This window comes from Corallococcus sp. AB038B (assembly GCF_003668955.1).
Lineage (GTDB): Bacteria > Myxococcota > Myxococcia > Myxococcales > Myxococcaceae > Corallococcus > Corallococcus exiguus.
Genome location: NZ_RAWO01000005.1, coordinates 366892 through 384438, shown reverse-complemented (window position 1 = coordinate 384438; position 17547 = coordinate 366892). Strand labels below are relative to the sequence as shown.

Here is a 17547-nt window from a genome sequence, read left to right as displayed (position 1 = left end):
ACGCATCCCCGCCCGCGTGACGCCGGCTAGAAGCGGTAGGCCACGCCCGCCAGCGCTTCCATCGTGAAGTAGCTGTCGTCGAAGCGCGGGACGATGGAGGGCCCCAGCCGCAGGTTGAAGTTCACGTTGAGGTTGTTGTTCACGTAGTACTCCAGGCCGCCTCCGAAGAGGATGGGGATGACCGGCCCGATGCCCTCGCCGAAGTAGACGTTGAACGGCACGTCGATGCCGGCGTTGATCATCAGCGCGCTACCCACCGGGATGCCCACCACGAACGCCACCGGCAGCGCCATGCCGAACATCGTGTTCCCTCGGGGGAAGTAGACGAACGGCCCCGGCTGGAAGGTGATGCCGAAGGCCACCTTGTCCGTCCGGGCGATCATCACGCGCAGCCAGCCCTGGAGCTTGAGGCCCGCGTCGGACGCGTCCACCAGGCCCTCACGGCCCCAGTTGAAGCTGAACTTGCCGCCGATATCGACGGTGTCCGAGCCGCCGTGCAGCAGGCCCAGCGACAGGCCCGGGTAGCCAATCTGCGCGCTGAACACGTTGCGGCCGGAGCCGACGGTCTCCGCCGCCAGCAGGGACCAGCCCTGACCGCGAGCCATCGCGGTGCCGGGGATGGCCAGGAGCACGGCCAGGAGGAAACCAGGAATCAAGCGCTTCACGAGGTTCCTTTCAGCGAAGGGCCGCGGCACGGGAGCCACGACCCTGTGGGTTGAGTTGAAGGGTGACTCAGGACTCAGGACTCAGGCCGGCTGGCCTCGATCACGCGCCAGCGCCAGGAAGGCGTCGATGAGGGCGGCCAGCTTCGCTTCCGCGCGCTGGCGGGCCTGGGGGAGCGGCTCGCCGGGGGCGGGCGTCTCCTTGTGCTCGAAGTAGTATTTGATCTTCGGCTCGGTGCCGGAGGGGCGCAGGGTGACGCGGCCGCCGCCCTCCAGCACGAAGGCGACGACGTTGGACGGAGGCAGGCCGCCCTCGCCCTTCTCGTAGTCGCGCACGCTGCTCACCGGGGTACCGCCGATGTTCGCGGGCGGCGACGCGCGGAAGGCCTGCATGATGGCGCGGATGGTCTGCGCACCGGCGGCGCCCGGGAGCGTCACGTTGCGCTGGGCGCCCACGTGCAGGCCGAAGCGGCGCTGAATCTCTTCCAGGTAGCCCAGGACGGTGGTGCCGCGCGCCTGGCACCACGCGGCCATGTCCGCGACCACCAGGGCCGCGCCCACGCCGTCCTTGTCGCGCGTGGCGGTGCCCACGGTGTAGCCGAGCGCCTCCTCGTAGCCGAAGACGAACTGCGTGCCTTCCTTCGCCGTGCGCTCCAGGGCGCGGTTGGCGATCCACTTGAAGCCGGTGAGGACCTCGTCGTACGCGGCGTCCAGCCCGCGCGCGATTTCGCCCAACTGCGTGGAGGACACGATGGTGGTGACGACGTGCGGGCGCGCGCGCTTCGTCCCCTGCGTGAGGACGTAGTGGCCCAGCAGCACGCCCACCTCGTTGCCGGTGAGCAGGCGCAGCTTTCCGGAGGCGTCCCGCGCCATCACCGCCAGCCGGTCCGCGTCCGGGTCGTTGGCCAGCACCACATCCGCCTTCACGCGCTCCGCGGTGGCGATGGACAGGTCCATGGCGCCCGGCTCTTCGGGGTTCGGGAAGCGCACGGTGGGGAAGCGGCCGTCGGGCTGCTGCTGCTCGGCCACCGGCGTCACGCGCGGGAAGCCCGCCTCCTTGAGCGCGAGCGCCGCCCACGCGCCGCCCACGCCGTGCATGGCGGTGTAGACGATGGACAGCGTGTCGCTGCCCTTGCGGTACAGGCGCAGGTCCAGGATGGCGCGCAGGTACGCGTGGCCCACGTCCTCCGGCAGGTCGCGCCACAGCCCCTTCGCGCGCCCTTCGGCGGGCGTGAGCAGGGGGACTTCATTGGCGGGCTCCACCTTCGCGATGGCGTCCGCGATGCCCACGTCCTGCGGCGGGACGATTTGCGCGCCGTTGCCCCAGTAGACCTTGTAGCCGTTGTACTCGGGCGGGTTGTGGCTGGCGGTCACCATCACCGCGGCGGCGGCGTTGAGGTGCAGCACGGCGAACGCGGTGACGGGCGTGGGCACCGGCTCCGGGAAGACGTGCGCGGGGATGCCCTCCGCGATGAACACGGCGGCGGTGTCCTCCGCCAGCTCCTTGCTCAAGCGGCGAGCGTCACGGCCCACCACCACGCCGCGCGTGGTGACGTCCGGCACGGTGGCCTTGAGGTAGCGCGCCAGGCCCGCGGTGGTGCGGCGCACGACGGCGCGGTTCATCCGGTTGGGGCCGGCGCCCAGCACGCCACGCAGGCCGGCGGTGCCGAACTCCAGGTCCTGCGCGAAGCGGTCCGCCAGGTCCGCCCAGTCCGACTTCGCGAGCACATTGGCCAGCTCCGCCTGGGTCTCCGGATCCGGATCCGCCTTGCGCCAGGCCTCCGCCCGCTCCCTGAGTCCGGTCGTGTCCATCGCGCGTTGCCTCGTGGTTGAAGAGGGGCGTTCAGCCCTTGTAATCGGTGAGGTGCTTACGGCGCACCGGCCCCTTGGGGCCATCCTTGTTGTTCTGACACACGACGCAGAACTCCGCGTAGGGCATGGCCTTCAGCCGGCCCATGGGAATCTCGTCGCCGCACTCCTCGCACTCGCCGAAGGAGTCCGGGTCCTCGCGCAGCTTGCCCAGGGCCTTCACCACGCGCGCCAGCGTGCCGTCGGTGTTGCGGTTCCGGCTGGAGGCGATGGCCTGCATCATCTCGTTGAGGGGCTGCTCGTCCTCGTCGCCGCCCACGCGCGCCTCGTCGGTGCGGTTGGGCTCGATGCGCATGGGCGTCTTCCCGGTCAGCTCCGCGTGGAGCGCGAGCAACTGCTGCAGGAAGTCCTCTCGCTGCTTCGGGGTCACGGTGCGTGCTCCGGCAAGGTCAGTACTGCGCGGTGGAGATCTGCCCGGTGACGATGGCCACGGACGCGGAAGCACCCAGGCGGTTGGCGCCCGCGCGGATGAGCTTCACGGCGTCCTCCGCGGAGCGCACGCCGCCGGAGGCCTTCACGCCCACGTCGTCGCCCACCACCGCGCGCATCAGCTCGATGTCCTTCACCGTGGCGCCGCCGGGCCCGAAGCCGGTGGACGTCTTCACGAACGCGGCGCCCGCGGCCTTGGACAGCGCGCACGCGACGACCTTCTCCTCGTCCGTGAGGTGGCCCGTCTCCAGGATGACCTTCACGGGGAGGGGGTGGCTGGCCTCCACCACCGCGGCGATGTCCTGGTGCACGCGCTGGTAGTCGTGCGCCTTGAGCGCGCCCAGGTTGATCACCATGTCGATTTCACGCGCGCCCGCGCGGATGGCCTCGCGCGCCTCGAAGGCCTTCGCGGACGACAGCGCGGCCCCCAGGGGGAAGCCCACCACGGCGATGGGCACGGAGTTCGAACCGGCCAGCACGCGCGCGGCGGTGGCCACGTGGCAGCTGTTCACGCACACGGTGGCGAAACCGTACTGGCGGGCCTCCTCGGCCACGCGCACCACGTCCTCGGCGCGCGCTTCCGGCTTGAGCAGCGTGTGGTCGATGTACGGGGCCAGGTCCGAGGCCTTCACGAGGGTGGCCGGGTCCACGCGCGCGGTGGCGGTCTTCACGCCGGGCGGGCGCGGGGGCTCCGGGTTCAGGATGGCGGCGGGTGCGGGCGGCACTGCCTCCTGCTGGACCTTCCAGGCGTGCAGACGATGACGGGCCTGGTCGACCAGCTCTTCCAGGACGGTGAAGAAGGCTTCGGCGTCGGACGGCATGCCGCGCCCCTTAGCCCACTCCCGGCCCTCGGGGAAGCACTCGCGGGAGGTGGGAGTGCCCGGTCAACGCACGAGGTGCCGCGAAGGGGAGCGGGGCTGTAGAGTTCCATCCCGTGAAGGTCTTCTCGCGGCTGCTCGCACTCCTTGTCCTCTTCCTCGCGGCGGTGCCGGGCCACGCGGCGGCTCCGGCCTCCGCGGCCCTGCCCTCCCCTGCCCCGGGCCGGCTCTCGGTCTACTTCCTCGACGTGGGCCAGGGGGACGCGGCGCTCATCGTGTCGCCCACGGGCAAGACGGTGCTCATCGACGGAGGACCTCCGGAGGCCGGCACGCGGCTGGCGGCGCGGCTGCGCGAGCTGGTGAAGGGCCCGCTGGACCTGGTCATCCTCACCCACCCGCACCTGGACCACCTGGGAGGGCTGCGCGCGGCGGTGAAGGCGGTGGGGGCGAAGCGCTTCATGGACCCCGGCTTCGACCACCCGAGCGAGGCGTACCGAGACCTGCTGGACTTCGTGGGCCGCGAGGTGGGCCAGGTGATGAGCCCGGAGCCCAACCCCAACGCGCCCCAGACGCTGCTCACCGTGGGCCTGGGGGAAGGCGTGGCGCTCACCGTGCTCTGGCCGCGCGTGCCCCAGGAGCCGTTCCTCACGAGCACGCGCTCGGACCCGAACGCGAACTCCATCGTCACCAAGCTCACCTATGGGAAGACGGCGTTCCTCTTCACGGGAGACTCGGAGCCGCCCACGGAGGAGGTGCTGCTGCAGAAGCCCGTGGACCTCACCGCCACCGTGCTGAAGGTGGCGCACCACGGCGGCAAGCACTCCTCCACCGCGGCCTTCCTGGAGCGCGTGAAGCCGCAGGCGGCGGTCATCTCCTGCGGCGTGGGCAATGACTACGGCCACCCGAGCCCGGAGGTCCTGGGCCGTCTGGGCGACGTGCGCGCCCGCGCCTTCCGCACCGACCAGGACGGCGAGGTGATGGCGGTGAGCGACGGCACGACCGTGACGCTGCGCTCGACGAAGGGCGCCGCCGGGGCCACCAGCCTGTCCGGCATGCAGCAGGCGGGGAGCCCGGTGGCGCTCGGCCCCATCGAACCCACGCCCCTCGGCCGCTCCAGCCGCTCCACGGCGAAGGAACCGGAGCCCGGCACGTCCCGGACGCGGAAGCCGGTGGAGCCCACTGCGCCCACGGGCACGTCCGAAGCCACGGGCGAGCGCTACGTGTCGCTCAAGGGCAGCAAGGTGTTCCACAGCGAGAACTGCAAGACCCTGAAGCGCTCGAAGAACGAGCGCACCGTCTACACCAGCCGCGCCGACGCCCTGCGTGAGCGCCGCCCCGCCGAGGATTGTCATCCATGAAGGCCCGCATCGCGCTGGGAGTGGGGCTGCTGTTCGCCTCCCTGGCCTGTCAGCAGCAGCCGTCCGCGCCACCCGCGCAGAAGCCCCCGGAGAAGTCGCGCTACTTCGGCGGCGCGCCGGACGGGAAGCTCCACGTGTACTTCTTCGACGTGGGCGCGGGGGATGCCGCGCTCATCGTCACACCGCGAGGCAACACGGTGCTGGTGGACTCCGGCCCCGCGTCCGCCGAGTCGCACCTGGTGAACCGGCTGCCGGAGCTGCTGCGCCGCGAGCTGGACCTGGTGGTCCTCACCCAGCCGGACCCGAAGCACCACGGCGCGCTGGAGGCGGTGCTCAAGCGCGTGGGCGCGCGGCGGCTGATGGAACCGCAGCTGCCGGACACGTCGAAGGCCTACGACTCGCTGCTGACGGCGGTGGGCTCGCGAGGAGTGCAGATTCTGTCGCCCGCGCCGCCGTCATCCGCGCCCAAGGAGCTGGTCCGGCTGACGCTGGAGGACGGGGTGAACCTCACGGTGCTCTGGCCCCGGGCGCCCGCGGAGCCGCTCTTGAAGGAGGCCCCGGACGCGGAGGGCCGCAACGCGGCGAACTCCATCATGCTGCGCCTGACGTACGCCGACACGTCGGTCGTCTTCGCGGGCGGCGCGCGCGGAGAGACGGAGGCCCGGCTGCTGGAGCGCGGGCTCTTGTCCTCCGCCACGCTGCTGAAGGTCGCCTCGCCCGGCGTGGAGGGGGCGAACTCGCAGGCGTACCTGGAGGAGGTGCGGCCCCAGGCGGCGGTGATCAGCGGGGATGACAGCCAGGGGAAGAACCCGAAGGTGAAGGAGCTCCTCGCGCGGCTGCGCGGCGTGGATGCGCGGGCCTTCCGCACGGACGTGAACGGAGAGGTGCACGCGGTGAGCGACGGCAAGCAGTTCGAGCTGTCGCTCCAGCGTCCGACACCGAGCGAGCCCGGCGGCACGCGGCGCGTCTTCCCGGGGTTGGATCCGCGCCCGGCGCTGGTGCGGACGGCGAAGCCCGCGCCCGTGGTGAAGCCCGCGCCCACCGAACCGCCCGCCATCCGGACGGAGCCCGCGCGTGTCGCCGAGACCCCGCGTGACAGCAAGACCCGCGTCAGCAACGTGACGGACGTGGATGACCTGCCCATCGCGCGCAAGGGCACGCGGACGGAAACGCCGGAGAAGGCGGAGCGCTCGTCTACCAGCAACGCCATGGGCGGCTACCGGGCGAGCAAAAACAGGCCGATCTTCCACAAGGCCAGCTGCCCGGCCGTGAAGCGCATCTATCCGGAGAACATGCTCTCGTGGAGCACACGAGATGCGGCCGTGAATTCGGGCCGCAAGCCCGCCGGAGACTGTCACCCGTGACGAAGAAGACGAAGCCCCGGTCCCGGGCCACGGTGGATCGCATCGAGGACGACGTCGCCGTGCTGGTGGTGGACGGCCAGCAGGTGACCCGCGCGCTGGACACCCTGCCCCCCGGCGTGCGCGAAGGAGACGTCGTGGACCTGGAGACAGGGACGGTGGACGTTGAAGCCACCGAGGCCCTGCGCGCCGACGTCCGCGCCGCGAGGGAGCAGGCGATGCGAGGCAAGAAGCCGCCCGCGGGCGACTTCGACCTCTGAACCAGCGCGTCCTGCTCGACGTGCCGGAGTACCCGGCCGGAGCAGGACGTGGCGGGAGGGCCTGCCCACCGCGTCACGCGGAAGCAGGCCCACCCCACACGTGGACTACGGCGTGGAACCTTCCGCCGGAGCCGTGGCCTCACCCTCCGACGGGGCGCCCTGCGAAGGCGCCGAGGGTTCGGCCGCGGCCGGAGGAGGCGCCACGGGTTCGGCGGCGCCCGGAGCGGGAGCGGCCTGACGCGGAGCCGGAGCGGGCGGAGGCGCCTTGCCGGTCACCTTGTTGACCATGTCCGCGAGGGCGGGAGGCAGCATGCCCGCCGCGGACAGGCCGAACAGCGCCACCGCCGGCAGGACGATGAGCAGCACCAGCACCAGCGCCACCACCTTCAGCGGGCTGCCACGGCGGGCAGGAACCACCGGACGCTTGCGCGCTGCCTTCGAGTCCTGCACCTGGCGCGCGTCCTCTTCCTCCTCCTCGTCGTTGCGAGGGTCTTCGCGCGTCTCGTCCTGGCCGAGGTCCTCCTCGTCCGAGCCGTCGCCCCGGTTGCCGGGCAGGTCCAGGTCGGAGAACAACTCGTTGAGGGGCGCACCGCTCGCGGCGGGAGCGTCCTCCACGGGCTGAGCCACCGCGCGGCGCGGGGCGGGCGTGGGCACCGGGGCGGGCGCCGCGCGCTTGTCGCCGTAGAGCGTGCCTTCGTCCTCGTCGCCGTCGCGATCGAAGTCGCCGTTGTTGTCGTCCTCGGACGGGCCGGGCTCGCTCTCCGCGTAGAAGGGCTGCTGGGGCTCCGGCTCGCGGCGAGCGGGCGGGGCGCGCGGCGCGGCGACCGCGGGCGGCGGCTCCGGGGGCGGAGGCGGCGGCTCCGGCGCGGCGGCGGGCGCGAGCAGCGCGGCCAGCTCCGGGATGTCCGAACCGCGCTTCCAGTCCGGCATGCCCTGGCGCCAGAAGAAGCTGCGCGCACTGATGGTGCCCGCGGCCATCCACTCGGCCACGGCCGACTCGTCCAGCGGGCCCTCCTGCTTGTTGCGCACCATCACGAACCACGGTGCCCCGGCCGTCTGGCGGGGAGGCGCGGTGCGCGTGGGCTCATCGTCCCAGGGCGTCTGGGGGGCCGACGCAGGAGGTTTGGCCAGGGGCGCAGGAACTGCCGCGGCGGACACCGGTGCCGGAGCGGGGGCTGGCGCGGCGGCGGCGGCGCCACCTCCCGCCAGCGAACGCTCCTGGGCCCGGATGCGCTCCACGTCGGCGAGCGACACCACGCGGGTGCTCTCCTCCTCGGCGGGCCCTTCCACGGTGACGACGTTCTGGCAGTTCTTGCAGCGGACCTTGACCGTCTTGCCGCGGACCTTCTCGTCCGCAATGGAGTACCGCTTCTGGCAATTGTCGCAGGTGAAGTTCAAAGGGGGCGTCCGGCTCTCGGGGGAAACCGGCAGGGATGCTACCGCCAGAAATCTCCCGCGCAAACACACGGTTGACTCTGTTCTTCGGCCCATCTATTCAGCCGCCCTCGGTTTCACTCCAGGCTTCTACGAGGGTGGCGCATGCCGGCGAAGGATCTCGGGACCAAGCACTCGTGCTTCAAGTGCGGGACGAAGTTCTACGACATGAAGAAGCCGGACCCCATCTGCCCCAAGTGCGGGGCGGATCAGCGGGAAAACGTGGTCGCCAAGCCCACCGAGGGCCGGCGCGGCCGTCTGGCGGCAGCTCCGAAGGTCATCGAGCCCGAGCCCGAGGAGACGCCCGCGGCCGAGGAGGACGAGGAGAACCTCGACTCCTTCAGCGAGGACGAGGAGTCCGAGTCCACCACCGAGGCCGCTGACGACGACGACCTGTAAGGTCGCCCTCACGCCTGCATCATCAGGGGTCCCCCGAGCTGTTCGGGCGGGCCCCGTTGCCGTTTCCTGGCCCTGAGGCCGCCACCGACCCGGAAACGGCCTGGCCGGAGACGGGGGTCCCTCCCCAGGGGCCCACACCGCTCCGGGGTGTCATTTCTCAGGTGCCGCTCAGGCGCTTCAGCTGCCGCTCAGGCGCTCATGAGAGGACGCCAGCGACAGCTCGGTGAGCGCGCTCTCGATCTTCTCGTAGAGGTTGGGCCCCATCTCCTGCATGCCCACCGGCCGGGCGTCCTTGCGGCGCGCCCCCATGGGCAGGCGTTCCACCTCCACGGCTACCGTGGATTGCTTCCTGGTCTGATGCATCGCGACTCCCCCTCAGGCGGAAGTGTTGGCTTCCGAGAAAGCAATTTTGCCACCAAGACAGAAGTCTGAACAAGGGGCGTGCTTCCCGGCACTTATACGGAACCCCCGGCCCACGATTTCGTTGCCTCGGGGCCGGACGCGACAACCGTGTCAGGGGCGCCCTATTTCCCCGAGCCGGCCTGACGCAGTGCTTCCACGCCCCAGCTCTGATCGACCTGGACGGTCTCCCCCGCGCGGACGGTGACGGTCCGCGACGCTTCGGGCAGCCGGTCGTGCCAGAAGACGAGCGTGTGGGCCCCTTCCGGGACGCGCATCCGGAAGCGTCCGTCCGGAGTGGTGGTGGTGAAGTACGGGTGGTTGAAGGTGCGGACCACCGCGCGCATCCAGGGGTGCACGTCGCAGCGCACCTGGACGGTGCCCGGTTCGGAGGGCAGGGGGCGGCGCAGGGTCATGCCCTCCAGGGGCATGGCCACGTTGAAGACAGAACGGTTCGTCCCGGACTGGGCGCGCACGTTGTGCACCAGCGGGTCGGAGTTGCGCAGCAGCAGCTCGCCGCCGGCCTTCGCCGCGAGCGCGGGCGGTTCGTAGTGGCACTGCTTCTGGTCCAGCACGGGCTGCGGCGCGGGCGTCTCCGGTTCGGCGAGCGCGGCGCCGTCCTGGAGCGACACCACGGCGTATGCCAGGGCGCCCTCGCCTCCCACCACGAGCGAGCGGTCCTCCGCCTGGTCGCCACACACGCTGGCGACGGTGGAGGTGGTCGGCGCACTGGGGGCCTGGGGAGGCGTCCCGGTCAGCACCACCCGCCCCTCGATTTCGCCCCACTTCACCGGTCCTGTGGGGCGCGGCGCCGCTGCGGCGGGAGGGGGCGTGGCCGGGGGAGCCGGCGGGGGCGGCGATTCACGGCAGGCCGTGGCGGCGAGGAGGAGCGCGGGGGTCAGGAGGGGGCGGAGGCGGAGGCTGGACACGCGCCCGGTCTAACGGGTGCGTGAAGCGGATTCAAACGCTCAAGGGGCAGGCGGCGAACACGGGGATGGAGGCTTCCCCAATTACGCGTTGGAACCCCAGCACCCTTGTTGGTACAAGAGCCGAGCCGCGCGTCGGTGCGGCCGTGTGGGAGGCAGCAACTTGCGGGAGAAACTGAAGGCCTTGGCGGAGCTGCAGAAGGTTGACCTCGAGGTCGCCTCGCTCCGAAAGGCGGCGGACGTGCATCCCCGCCAGATTTCCGAGCTGGAGCGGGAGCTGGGGGTCGCGCGCAATGGCATCGAGGCCGAGCGGACACGCGTCGCCGACCTCGAGAAGCAGAAGGCCTTGCTCGAGCAGAACATCACGGACGAGAAGGACAAGGTGAAGAAGTGGGAAGCGCGCCTGTCCGACCAGCGCTCCACGCGTGAGTACTCGGCGCTCGCTCGCGAAATCGACATCGCGAAGAAGGGCATCCTCACCCAGTCCGAGGCACTGACGGAGAAGGTGAAGGAGCTGGGAGGCGCTCGCGAGGGCATCAAGGGCAAGGAGGCGGAATACGCCACCAAGCAGCAGGGCCTGTCGGGCCGGATGACGGACCTGCGCGGGAAGCTGGGCGAGTCCGAGTCCCAGGTGAAGGGGCTGGAGGGGCGCCGCGCGGAAGTCGCCGCGAACGTGGATGCCAACCTGCTCCGCCGCTACGAGGTCATCCGCAAGAAGAAGCTGCCCGCGATGGTGGGCGTGGTGGCCGGCACCTGCCAGGGCTGCAACATGAACCTGCCCCCGCAGATGTACAACATGCTGCGCACCTCGCTGGGCACCGACGTGTGCCCCTCGTGCAACCGCATCATCTTCGCCGTGGAAGCGCTGCAGGAGCCGAAGGACACCGCCGAGAAGTAGCGGCGGCGCATCACTTCGGTCCCCTTCCCCATGCCGACCCCTTCGCTCGTCGACGTCCTCCGTCACATCGCCCGTGAGGAGCCGTTGACGGCGACGGTGCGCGCCTTTCGCGGGCTCACCCGTGAACACCTGGGCCAGCTGTTGGACGAAGCCGCCGACCAGCTGGGCGGCGGTCCGCGCGACGCCGGGGCGCCTGCTTCAGAGCCCGCCCCGCGGACGGCGCCTGAGTCCACCACGTCAGGCATCGAAATCGTGACGCCCGCCGCGGGTGGAGCGCTGAACCGCGTGCGCGTCTATTCGGACGGAGCGGCGCGAGGCAACCCGGGCCCTGCCGGCGCGGGAGCGGTGCTGACGAACGCCGAGGGCGCGGTGGTGGCGCGCCTGGGCAAGTTCCTGGGGCACCAGACGAACAACTACGCCGAGTACATGGGCCTGCTCATCGGCCTGCAGCACGCGAAGAGCCTGGGCGCCCGCGAGGTGGAGGTGTTCGCGGACAGCGAGCTGCTCATCCGTCAGCTGGGTGGGAAATACCAGGTGAAGAGCCCCACGCTGAAGCCCTTGTTCCAGGAGGCGCAGAAGCTGCTGGCGACTTTCGGCAAGGTAAGGCTCGCCCACGTCCCCCGCGCGCAGAACGCGGAGGCGGACGAGATGAGCAACCGCGCGATTGACGAGCGGATGTAGCCCCAGGGTCCGTGCCGCCGTTGTCTGATTCCGGGCATGATCGCTCCCCAGCCGGACGAACGGGGGCAGCGTGAAGAACCTGAGACTCGGAGTGGGCTTCGTGCTCCTGGTGCTTGGAGCGGTGGCGCTCCTCCCCGGGCTCTATCTTTCGATTGGGATGTGGATCAGGCCGGGGCCCACGCTCGCGGCGGATGTCGTGGCATGCGAGCCAACGGCCTCGGCGCAAAGCTGCGTCCGTTCGACCTGCCACGGGATGAGCGAGTCCGAGTGGAAGCTCGACCATTACGAAATGGTCAAGTTCAAGCGTCACATGGTCCACATGGTCGGCCTCGTCCTCCTCGGGGCAGGCCTGCTCATGCTGAGCGTCAGTGGCTTGCTCCTTCAGGCAGGAGGAGCGCCAGCTCCGGCTGGAAGTGAATAGCCGGGCTGGCCTTCAACGACTGTCGCACCGACGAGCCTGCATCAGGGCAGCGTGTCACCCGCCACGGCGCCGGACGGCTTGGGGCGGGTCCAGTGCTCGAGCGCGATGCTGACCGCGCCGGGCAGCAGCACTTCCTTCTTCACCCGTGCATACGCCGCCTTGGAGTCCTGGCCCCGAGCATCCAGCTGGCGCGCGAGGACCAAACGGAGCGCGGCTCTCTCTCCCCAGTCCAGCGTCGCCGTCAGCGACTCCACGGGCAGCTTGCCGCGCAGCACGTCCTGCAGCTCGCCGTAGCCCAGGTCCACGCCGGAGATGTCGAGTGTCCTCGCCGCGAGCGCGGCGTCCCCGAGCCTTTCGAACTCCGCCGCCAGCAACATGCCCGCCTCGGGGCCGATATGGCGGAAGACGAAGAAGTCGACTTGCGTGGAAGCCCGCGCGGCGAACTCAGGCTCCTCGGCGAGCGCCAGCATCAGCCGCGCCGCGGTCTCGACCGAATCATCCTGCGCGCTGCTCGGCGCCTCGGCATCCGGAGGTTGTCCCAGCGAGGCCGACAGCCACCGGGTCACCCGTCCCTCCGGCTGGTCCTTCTGGGCCCACGCGATGAGTTGCCGCATCGCTGCGTTCTCCTTGCCGTCCTGTGACGCGTGTCCGACCAACTTCGCGTAGAGCAGCACGTCATCCAGGTCCGGGAACTCCTCCTCCGCGCCGGCCTTGAGCAGGCGCTCCGACAGCCTGCGCGCCGCCTCCGCGCGGCGGCCCAGGGCCACCAGCACTTCGGCATGCATATCCTGGTAGCGCGAATAGTCCGGGTCCCCCTGCTCGATTGCATCCAACAGCGGGAGCGCATCCGACCAGCGCTGCTGACGTGCATACCGCACCGCCAGCGCCCGGCGGGGAAGCAGCTCCCCGGGATGACTGCGCACCAGCGCCTCCAGCCGCGCGGTCCCCGCGGGCTCGGCCTCGACACGCGCGAGCATCACGGCCATGACCAGGGAGTCGGGATGGCGTTCCACCTCGGCCTGGTAGTACGCGCGAACCTCGTCAGTCCGCCCGGCGCGACGCATGTTGTACATCCACGCCCGCTGGGCGTCCGAGTCGTCCGGCTGCGCGTCACGCCGCTCCCGCGTGGCGGCGAGCGACGCGAGGAGCCCTTCCTCACGCGAGAGCACCATCCTCGCGACAAGGGCGGCGTTCTGCGCGCCCGGTGTCTCCGGCAGCGCCCGCGCGAGCTCTTCCGCCAGACGCGCGGCCTTGGCCGTGTGGTTGTTCGTCATCAGCCAGCCGTAGCTCGTGGCCCAGCCTCCCGGCACCTGGCCCAGATGCATCCGCGTGGTGGAGCGGCCATCCTCCTTGCGCATCGAGAGGCGCTTGGGAGGTTCGGTGAGCATGTAGTCGATGTGTCCCGCCCTCAGGAAGGGCGTGCCCGCGAGGACCAGTGGCGCGGACTCAGGCGCGGTGGTGCCAGGAGCGTCATCCCGCGAGTAGCGGACCGTCGCCATGTAGAGCGGAGCCGCGCCCAGCAGGTTGTAGACGAAGAGTCCGCCCTCGTCGGTCACGAACACCGTCTCGTGGGCCAGCGTGGCCTCCCCGCTGCGCACGTCCACGTCCAACGGCCCGACGGGCATCGGGCGCACCCGATGATCATTCGCCGAGAGCGTGAACTGCTCGCTGCCCGCGGTGACCGTGACCGAGGTGCCCAACGCGTTGACGAAGAGCACCTGCTCATGCGTGTTGAGCGACCGGACCGCGCCCACGATGGCGAGCGCACAGACACCGATTCCGCCGAGCAGCAGCATGCCCTGGCGGGGAGAAGTCGAAGGAGCACTCACGGCCGGGCCTCCTGGGCGAGCGTCGAAGAAGTAAGCAACAACGGGCGGCGGTCGCCCGCGCCGGGCAGCTGCCAACGGTCCACCCACGCGTGGAAGAGGACCTCCAAGGCACGCGGATCCGCCGCGTCGGCCACGAGCTCCAGCGGAGGAGCCGGCACATCCGCCCCGAGCCCTTCCTGGGTCACCGACCAGACCCGCTGCGAGGATGCGCCTCCCGGGCCGGGCTTCGACGCCTCCCGCACACGCAGGGTGAGCACCGGCGGTCCGTCCCCTGGCAGCCCTCGCCCTCCATCCACGACGAGGACGCCCTGCCCCAGCGCTTCATCCACCGTCCGTTGCCATGCGTGCACGAGCAGATCCGAAGGGTCATCCCGCTCCGGCGTCCGCGTCCCGGCGGGCGCCTCCCACGTCACGGTGACGCGGCGGCTGTGATTGCGAGAGACGGCGTCCAGCAACGCCGTGAAGAGCGCGCGAGACGGCGCGGCGGCGCTGCCTGGATCCAACCGGGCCTCCAGCCGTGCCCGGGCCTTGCCCAGCTCCTCGTCCACACGGGCCTGAAGCTGGGGGACGAAACGGGGGTCGGGCTGCTCGCGCAGGTACTCAAGCATGGCGCTCAGGTCCGCACTCGATGCGATGCGCATCCAGGCGTGCTCCGCGGACAACCGGTTCTGCGGCCACACGGCACCGCCCACCAGCAACACGCCAATCCCCGCGGCGGCGAACACACCGGGCCAGGGAGAGGGTGTGTTCGGTGCTCGCACGTGGCCTTGCTTGTCCGCGCTCGACAGCAACGCCGGAGGCAGGTGCTCCACGCCGCTCTCCGCGTCCAGCATTCCCCGGCCGAGCAACTCCAGCACACGGCGGCGACGGGCGATGAGCTCCTGGGCCAGTGACTCCGCCTTGTCCTTGCCCCGCACGGTCAGGACCATGCGCTTGTCACTGAAGCGCAGTTGGATGTTGGTGTGCTGGTAGACGCCGTTGGTCTGGTGATTCACCAGTTGCAGGTCCTGCAGGTGCACGAGCGGCCACACGGTGATGCGGTCGATGGCCACTTGAATCAGGTGCAGGGGATGGATGGTGTTGAAGCGCCCGTAGGGGCTGGCCATCACCCGCAGGAGGTAGCGGGCCTGGAAATACATGGCGCCGGAACCGAGCGCCGCGAGGACCGCCCACCCCACCCAATCCCAGACACCGCGCTCGTTGGTTCCCAGGAAGAGGAAGGCCAACAGGAAGCACAAGGCCGTGGCGCACAGCAGCGTGAAGATGGCCGGCATCACCCAGGTCGTCAGGACGCGCCAGCCGCCGATCCGCTCGGCCTCCGAGTGCAGCCATTCACGGGTGACGGCAGGGAGTGCGTCCACCTCCACGGTGACGCTCGTCGGATACGCGACCTCGGTGGCGCTCTCCGGGTTGAAGCGCCGGCCGAACGCGAGCAACTGGTTCGCGCCCTTGGACTTCTGCTGGGCGAAGAGATGCGCGGCGGCCGAGGAGAGCTGGCCTCCAGTCCATCGGCGCAGCTCGGCGTCGGCGTCCTCCGGCAGCTCGGCGTCGAGCTGATCCAACTCCTTCGCGGCGTTGGCGTCCTGGCCGAACTCCAGCATCGTCGCGATGCGCCGCACCTTGAGGGCGAGCACATCCATCCGCGAGATGCCGGGCAGCGACTGCGCCTGCTCCAGCACCTTGAGCGCGTCCGCGACCTGCCCCATCGCCTCCAGGCAGTCCGCCAGCGCCACGCGCGGGCCCACCTCCGACGGGCCGTGCTTGCCCGCGCGCCAGAAGGCATCCGCGGCTTCCTTCATCTGCTCCAGCCGGAGCAACGCCCAGCCCCGTTGCAGGTGCCCCTGCCAATAGTCCGGTGCCCGCGCGAGCAGGGCGTCGAACTCCGCCAGCGCCTCCTTGGCGTCGCCCTCGTAGAGGAAGTGACGGCCCAGCAGGATCCGCGCGTCGTGGAAGTCCGGCTGTTCGTTGAGCAGTTCGGTGAGGAGCCTCCGGCCACCGACCTTGTCACCTGCCTCGAACAGGTTGATGGCTTCCTGGAGTGCGGCGTTCTTCTCCGCCTCCGGGCCATTCGCCTGCTGCGCGGCGCTGGCGTCGAAGGCCTGGCGTGCCTCGGGGTCGGAGAGCAGCTCGTACGCTTCGCGCAGACGGCGGAACTCCTCCGGATGCGTCTCCGGCGGGTTCTGCCGGACGCGCTCGAAGTACGCCTTCTTGATGGCGCGGGCGTCCGCGTCCTTCTCGACGCCCAGCACCTCGTAGGGGTTCTGGCGGGCCTCGTTGTTCACCGTCGCTCCAGTCCTGGCGTGTTCACGGTCGCGTTCACGAGCCGCCACGCCTCATCCAAGCTGTCCACCGCGATCAATCGCAGGCGTCCCGACACTTCGGGCGGCAGCGCCGCCACGTCGTCCAGGTTGCGGCGCGGGTGCAGCACCACGCGCATGCCTTCGAGGTACGCGGCCACCAACTTCTCGTGCACGCCGCCCACCCGCCGCACTTCACCGTTCAGCGTCAACTCGCCCGTCACGGCCAGCCGCGCGGGCAACGGGCGCTGCGTGTACGCGGAGAGGCCCGCCAGCGAGAGCGCGAGCCCGGACGACAGGCCGTCCTTGCCGACCTCCGTGTCGGTGTAGTGCAGGTGCAGGTCGTAACGGGTCGTGAGCGTTCCCAGGCTCAGCGCGGGAGCGCGGGCACGCACCACGCTGAAGGCCACGTCCGCGGCCTCCTGGCCTTCGGGCCCCACATGGCCACTGCACCGCAGCACGCCGCGCCCGGGCACCGCGATCGCCTCCAGCGGCGAGACATGCCCGCCCCCCGGATGCCAGCCGAGCACACCCACACGCCCGACCGCGGGCAGGTCACGCGCCAGCAGACGGCGACGTTCAGCGATCTCGGCCTCACGGCCCGCCGCCGCCAGGGACTCTCCGTTCGCGGCCGAGCGGGCATAGAGCTCGCCCGCCTCGTCCAGCGCTCCGGCTTCGAGCCGAAGGTCTCCCAGACGCAGCGCCGCGGCTCCTGGTGCCCCCGCCATGTCGAGCACGGCGCGACGGGCCTCTTCGACCTGGGCGGCGGGACGTCCCTCCAGCCACAGCAACTCCGCGCGAAGCAGGGCCGCGGCGGCGCCGGTCCGGGTCGCCGCGGGTGCGATGACGAGCTGCCGCTTCACCTCCGCGAACGAGCCCCGGGAGAGCGCTTCGACGGCTGCGTCGAGCTTCGCCTCGGCGAGCGCGGCACGTGCCGTGGGCAGCTTGAGGGCCTGGGTCGCCTGCTCCAGGGGAGGCGCGTCCAGCATGGCGGTCGTCGCCGGAAGTCCGAGCGCCGCGCGAGCCCCGAGCACCGACTCCGCGAGGCGTGGATCCTCCGGGGCAAGGAGACGGGCCCGCTTGAGCGCGGGCATGGCTTCGGAAGGCCGGTTCGTGCGCTCGCACAGACGGATGACGGCGCGCCAGGCCTCCAGTTCACCGGGCGCGGCTTCGGTGGCTTCGAACGCATGCACGAGCGCGTCGTCCGGCCGCTCGTCCTCCAGGAACGTGATCAACTCCGCGCGCAGGGACGCATCGCGGGGCGTTTCGCGAACGGACGTCTGCAACATCTTCAGCGCTTCTGTCCGCTTGCCGTCGCGCGCCCATGCGCCGCACAGGAGACGACGCGCGGGCCCACCTCCGCCCAGGTCCAAGGCCTTGCGCGCGTGCTCCGCGGCACCGCGAAAGTCGCGCTCCTGGAAGAGCGCTTCGGCCAATGCCAACCGAGCAGAGGGTTCGGACGGGCGCAGCACCACCGCACGTTTGAGCTCGGTCAGCAGCATTCGC

The 17547-nt window shown here is 70.8% G+C and carries 16 protein-coding genes; 6 read left to right on the top strand and 10 right to left on the bottom strand.

Features of this window, described 5'->3' with window-relative positions; translation table 11 throughout:
- Positions 1-26: 26 nt before the first annotated feature.
- From D7Y04_RS22990 to deoC, 4 genes are all read right to left on the bottom strand, one after another.
- Positions 27-665 carry a hypothetical protein gene (locus tag D7Y04_RS22990; RefSeq protein WP_169848860.1) on the bottom strand — a complete coding sequence of 213 codons (639 nt, stop codon included), beginning with the start codon at positions 663-665 and terminating at the stop codon, positions 27-29.
- Positions 666-746: 81 nt separating this feature from the next.
- Positions 747-2474 (bottom strand): phospho-sugar mutase, encoded by a 1728-nt coding sequence (locus tag D7Y04_RS22985; protein WP_120598338.1) that lies wholly within the window; start codon positions 2472-2474, stop codon positions 747-749.
- A gap of 31 nt (positions 2475-2505) precedes the next feature.
- Positions 2506-2901: a TraR/DksA family transcriptional regulator gene (locus D7Y04_RS22980; RefSeq protein ID WP_120598337.1), complete on the bottom strand. Its 396-nt coding sequence runs from the start codon at positions 2899-2901 to the stop codon at positions 2506-2508.
- A gap of 19 nt (positions 2902-2920) precedes the next feature.
- Positions 2921-3781, bottom strand: coding sequence for a deoxyribose-phosphate aldolase (gene deoC / locus D7Y04_RS22975; RefSeq protein ID WP_120598336.1), 861 nt, complete (start codon positions 3779-3781; stop codon positions 2921-2923).
- Positions 3782-3894: 113 nt separating this feature from the next.
- On the opposite strand from deoC, the gene D7Y04_RS22970 reads away from it, so the two are divergent.
- Genes D7Y04_RS22970 through D7Y04_RS22960 form a run of 3 tightly spaced genes read left to right on the top strand, consistent with a single transcriptional unit; the run spans position 3895 to position 6757 of the window.
- Entirely contained in the window at positions 3895-5136 is a 1242-nt protein-coding gene (locus D7Y04_RS22970; protein WP_121760713.1) for a ComEC/Rec2 family competence protein, read from the top strand.
- Complete coding sequence (locus D7Y04_RS22965) at positions 5133-6500, top strand: ComEC/Rec2 family competence protein (RefSeq protein ID WP_121760712.1); 1368 nt, start codon at positions 5133-5135, stop codon at positions 6498-6500. Before D7Y04_RS22970 ends, D7Y04_RS22965 begins: the two co-directional genes overlap by 4 nt.
- A complete protein-coding gene (locus D7Y04_RS22960; protein ID WP_121760711.1) occupies positions 6497-6757 on the top strand; it encodes a DUF3006 domain-containing protein in 261 nt (86 codons plus the stop codon). Before D7Y04_RS22965 ends, D7Y04_RS22960 begins: the two co-directional genes overlap by 4 nt.
- Before the next feature lie 105 nt (positions 6758-6862).
- On the opposite strand, the gene D7Y04_RS22955 is transcribed toward D7Y04_RS22960, so the two are convergent.
- Positions 6863-8155, bottom strand: coding sequence for a GYF domain-containing protein (locus D7Y04_RS22955; protein WP_199749718.1), 1293 nt, complete (start codon positions 8153-8155; stop codon positions 6863-6865).
- A gap of 141 nt (positions 8156-8296) precedes the next feature.
- On the opposite strand from D7Y04_RS22955, the gene D7Y04_RS22950 reads away from it, so the two are divergent.
- On the top strand, positions 8297-8590 hold the full coding sequence (locus D7Y04_RS22950; protein WP_120600328.1) for a TIGR02300 family protein: 294 nt from the start codon (positions 8297-8299) through the stop codon (positions 8588-8590).
- Positions 8591-8767: 177 nt separating this feature from the next.
- Here the strand turns inward: D7Y04_RS22950 and D7Y04_RS44095 are convergent, their stop codons facing one another.
- Together D7Y04_RS44095 and D7Y04_RS22945 are read right to left on the bottom strand one after the other, a co-directional pair.
- Positions 8768-8953: a hypothetical protein gene (locus D7Y04_RS44095; protein ID WP_121780343.1), complete on the bottom strand. Its 186-nt coding sequence runs from the start codon at positions 8951-8953 to the stop codon at positions 8768-8770.
- Positions 8954-9114: 161 nt separating this feature from the next.
- A complete protein-coding gene (locus D7Y04_RS22945; protein ID WP_233601539.1) occupies positions 9115-9780 on the bottom strand; it encodes a carboxypeptidase regulatory-like domain-containing protein in 666 nt (221 codons plus the stop codon).
- A gap of 298 nt (positions 9781-10078) precedes the next feature.
- Between D7Y04_RS22945 and D7Y04_RS22940 the strand changes: the two genes are divergently transcribed.
- Both D7Y04_RS22940 and D7Y04_RS22935 read left to right on the top strand, forming a co-directional pair.
- Complete coding sequence (locus tag D7Y04_RS22940; RefSeq protein WP_120598481.1) at positions 10079-10813, top strand: zinc ribbon domain-containing protein; 735 nt, start codon at positions 10079-10081, stop codon at positions 10811-10813.
- 30 nt (positions 10814-10843) lie between these two features.
- A complete protein-coding gene (locus D7Y04_RS22935) occupies positions 10844-11494 on the top strand; it encodes a ribonuclease HI family protein (RefSeq protein WP_121760709.1) in 651 nt (216 codons plus the stop codon).
- A 462-nt stretch (positions 11495-11956) separates the two neighbouring features.
- Here D7Y04_RS22935 and D7Y04_RS22925 read toward each other — a convergent pair whose 3' ends face one another.
- Genes D7Y04_RS22925 through D7Y04_RS22915 form a run of 3 tightly spaced genes read right to left on the bottom strand, consistent with a single transcriptional unit; the run spans position 11957 to position 17543 of the window.
- Positions 11957-13744, bottom strand: a complete 1788-nt coding sequence (locus tag D7Y04_RS22925) for a lipopolysaccharide assembly protein LapB (protein ID WP_147477180.1) — start codon at positions 13742-13744, stop codon at positions 11957-11959.
- The gene (locus tag D7Y04_RS22920) at positions 13741-16074 is read right to left on the bottom strand and encodes a DnaJ domain-containing protein (protein ID WP_233601538.1); all 2334 of its coding nucleotides are present in this window, start codon (positions 16072-16074) and stop codon (positions 13741-13743) included. The genes D7Y04_RS22925 and D7Y04_RS22920 overlap by 4 nt, the downstream gene beginning before the upstream one ends.
- Positions 16023-17543 carry a S16 family serine protease gene (locus tag D7Y04_RS22915; RefSeq protein WP_121760705.1) on the bottom strand — a complete coding sequence of 507 codons (1521 nt, stop codon included), beginning with the start codon at positions 17541-17543 and terminating at the stop codon, positions 16023-16025. Before D7Y04_RS22915 ends, D7Y04_RS22920 begins: the two co-directional genes overlap by 52 nt.
- Positions 17544-17547 lie beyond the last annotated feature (4 nt).

What these genes read in the sequence shown, in the direction of transcription:
- D7Y04_RS22965 (WP_121760712.1), top strand. Translation starts at nt 5,133, where the DNA reads ATGAAGGCCCGCATCGCGCTGGGAGTGGGGCTGCTGTTCGCCTCCCTG.
- deoC (WP_120598336.1), bottom strand. Translation starts at nt 3,781, where the DNA reads ATGCCGTCCGACGCCGAAGCCTTCTTCACCGTCCTGGAAGAGCTGGTC.
- D7Y04_RS22985 (WP_120598338.1), bottom strand. Translation starts at nt 2,474, where the DNA reads ATGGACACGACCGGACTCAGGGAGCGGGCGGAGGCCTGGCGCAAGGCG.
- D7Y04_RS22935 (WP_121760709.1), top strand. Translation starts at nt 10,844, where the DNA reads ATGCCGACCCCTTCGCTCGTCGACGTCCTCCGTCACATCGCCCGTGAG.
- D7Y04_RS44095 (WP_121780343.1), bottom strand. Translation starts at nt 8,953, where the DNA reads ATGCATCAGACCAGGAAGCAATCCACGGTAGCCGTGGAGGTGGAACGC.
- D7Y04_RS22950 (WP_120600328.1), top strand. Translation starts at nt 8,297, where the DNA reads ATGCCGGCGAAGGATCTCGGGACCAAGCACTCGTGCTTCAAGTGCGGG.
- D7Y04_RS22915 (WP_121760705.1), bottom strand. Translation starts at nt 17,543, where the DNA reads ATGCTGCTGACCGAGCTCAAACGTGCGGTGGTGCTGCGCCCGTCCGAA.